At 70.9% G+C, this 2516-nt stretch carries 2 protein-coding genes and 1 pseudogene; 1 reads left to right on the forward strand and 2 read right to left on the reverse strand.

Annotated features, from left to right (window positions below):
- Positions 1–275, reverse strand: a pseudogene (locus EU805_RS17200) (oxidoreductase); the annotation flags it as partial.
- 134 nt (positions 276–409) lie between these two features.
- Positions 410–1789 carry a WecB/TagA/CpsF family glycosyltransferase gene (locus tag EU805_RS17205; RefSeq protein WP_129765204.1) on the reverse strand — a complete coding sequence of 460 codons (1380 nt, stop codon included), beginning with the start codon at positions 1787–1789 and terminating at the stop codon, positions 410–412.
- Positions 1790–2049: 260 nt separating this feature from the next.
- On the opposite strand from EU805_RS17205, the gene EU805_RS17210 reads away from it, so the two are divergent.
- Positions 2050–2516: response regulator transcription factor (locus EU805_RS17210; protein ID WP_129765205.1), on the forward strand; the 467-nt coding region annotated here is incomplete at its 3' end.

The raw sequence follows: 2516 nt of genomic DNA on the forward strand, positions 1-2516 counted from the left end.
TCCACGAGGTCCGACAGCGCCACGCCGGTGAACTCGTGGACGCCGTCGGTCCAGATCGTGCTGGTGCGGATCGTCGTGGCGGGCAGGTCCATCAGCGCCGCGCGGTCGAAGCCGAGCGCCTGCGTGCTGCCCTGGGTCTCGCCGGAGACGGTCAGCAGGATCGGCGAGGCGATGGCGGTGGCGGCCTCCTCCTGTGCCGTGGCCTGGGTGGCCCCCGCGGCGAGGGTCATTCCGAGCAGGGCCAGGGCGGCGGTCTTGCGGATGGGGTCGAACATGGCGGTCTCCTTTTGCGGGTGTGCCTGTCTTGTCGCACGCGCGCGCGTGGATTGCATGGGGCTTTCGGGATAGCGGCCTATCCGAAGGGATAGGTCGGGCGCGCGCCCTGCCCTGCCCCCGCGGTGGCGGCCTTTCAGTGCGCGCCGCGGCCCGAGAGGACGGCGCGGAACGTGAGCGCGATCAGCATCAGGTCGAAGACGATGCTGCGCGCGCGCGCGTAGCTGAGGTCCATGTCGATCATCTGCTCGAAGCCGATCTCGGCCCGGCCCGAGACCTGCCACAGCCCGGTGATGCCCGGCTTGACCGCCAGCCGCCCCAGCGCGCGGGCGGGATAGGCCGCGACCTCGCAGGGCAAGGCGGGACGGGGGCCGACGATCGCCATGTCCCCGCGCAGCACGTTGAGGATCTGCGGCAGCTCGTCGATCGACAGGCGGCGGATGATCCGGCCCACCTTCGTGATCCGCGGGTCGGACTTCATCTTGAAGCAGACGCCCTCGCGGTCGGAGGCCCCCACCAGCGCCGCGCGCCGCGCCTCGGCGTCCTGCGCCATCGAGCGGAACTTGTAGATCGTGAAGGGCCGGCCGTCCTTGCCGATCCGGGTCTGCGTGAAGAGCACCGGCCCGCGGGATTCGGCCTTGATCGCCAGCGCCGTCAGCGCCAGCACCGGCGCCAGTGCCAGGCAGGCCCCCGCCGCCACCGTCACGTCGAGCGCGCGCTGCGCGACCCGGGGCCCCGGCACCCGGCGCAGGGCGGTGGCCCCCGCCCGGGCCAGGAAGCCGAGGTTGCCGGCGAGATACCGGCGGGCGAGACGGCGCGGCTCCTGGGCCAGGCGCCAGACCCATTCGGAGCGGGCCCGCCGCAGCCAGGACGGCGCGCGGCTGACGTTGCCGGCCAGAAAGTCCAGCGCGGCCCCGACCCCGGTGACCAGCGCGGCGTTCAGCCGGTGCGCGTGGCGGTGGATCCAGAGCTCCTGCATCGGCACGCCCAGCGCCACCAGCACGATGTCCGCACCGCTTGCGTTGATGTCCGCGATCACCGCCTCGGCGTCCCGCGCACCGGCGAAGCCGTCGCGGGTGCCCGCCACCCGCAGGTGCGGGATGCGGTGGATGAGCGCCGCCGCCGCGGCATCGGCCGTCCCGGGCGTGCCCCCGAAGAGGTAGACCGACCGGCCCTGCTTGGCCGCCTGCGCCAGCAGCGCGGGCACGAGGTCGGTACCGTTGAGGTTGCCCGTCAGCCGCTGGCCGGTCATCCGCGCGGCCAGCGCCACGCCGATCCCGTCGGGCAGCAGCACGTCGGCACAGCGCACCGCGCGCATGTACTCCGCGTCGCGGTGCATCACGTTGCAGCAATGGGCGTTCACGAAGAAGGCCTTGCGCTTGCCCGGCGACAGAAGCGAATCGACCGCCTCGTGCATCGTGCAGTCCAGAAGCTGCAGATCGAGCGCGGGCAGGTAGGTCTGCGCCCCGGCGAAGGCTGCGAGTTCGGCGTCGACATCGAAGGTTGCGTGTTTCATCTGGCTCGTTCCCTGTTCAAGGTGATGCCTATGTGATCAATGAAAACAGGAGGTTGACGCAACGAAGCGGGCGGACAGGTCGGCGGCCCGGATGGTGCGCGGACCATCCCCGCGGCCCAAAGCCCCCCTGCCGGTGGAGAGGCGCACCTATCCCTTTGGTCGCGCGCCTCGCCCGATGGTTCGAATTATTAGCCTTTGATTGGCCATAGTGATTGGCCACACTCGCCGCCGAGGACGATGCCAAGGATGGGGAACACGTCATGAGAGTATTGATCGCCGACGACCACGACCTGCTGCGCGACACGCTCGTGATGTATCTCGAAGGCCAGGGCGGGATCGAGACGATGGCCGTCGGCACCTTCGACGAGGCCTGCGCCCGGATCGAGGCCGACGCGCCCTACGACCTCGTGCTCCTGGACTACAACATGCCCGGCATGCAGGGCCTCGACAGCCTGCGCGCGGCCCTGGCCATGGGCGCGGGCCAGCGCGTGGCGCTGATCTCGGGCGAGGCCAGCCGCCAGATCGCCGAGGACGCGCTGGAGGCGGGTGCGGCGGGCTTCGTGCCGAAGTCCCTGCCCGCCAAGTCCCTCGTCAACGCCGTGCGCTTCATGGCCATGGGAGAGCAATACGCCCCCATCGACTTCATGACCGCCCCCGAGGACACCCCCGCCAACCCGCTGGCCGAGAAGCTCACCCCCCGCGAACTGCAGGTCCTCAAGGGCCTCAC

The sequence above is a fragment of the Salipiger sp. IMCC34102 genome, assembly GCF_004145405.1.
Taxonomy (GTDB): Bacteria; Pseudomonadota; Alphaproteobacteria; order Rhodobacterales; family Rhodobacteraceae; genus Loktanella.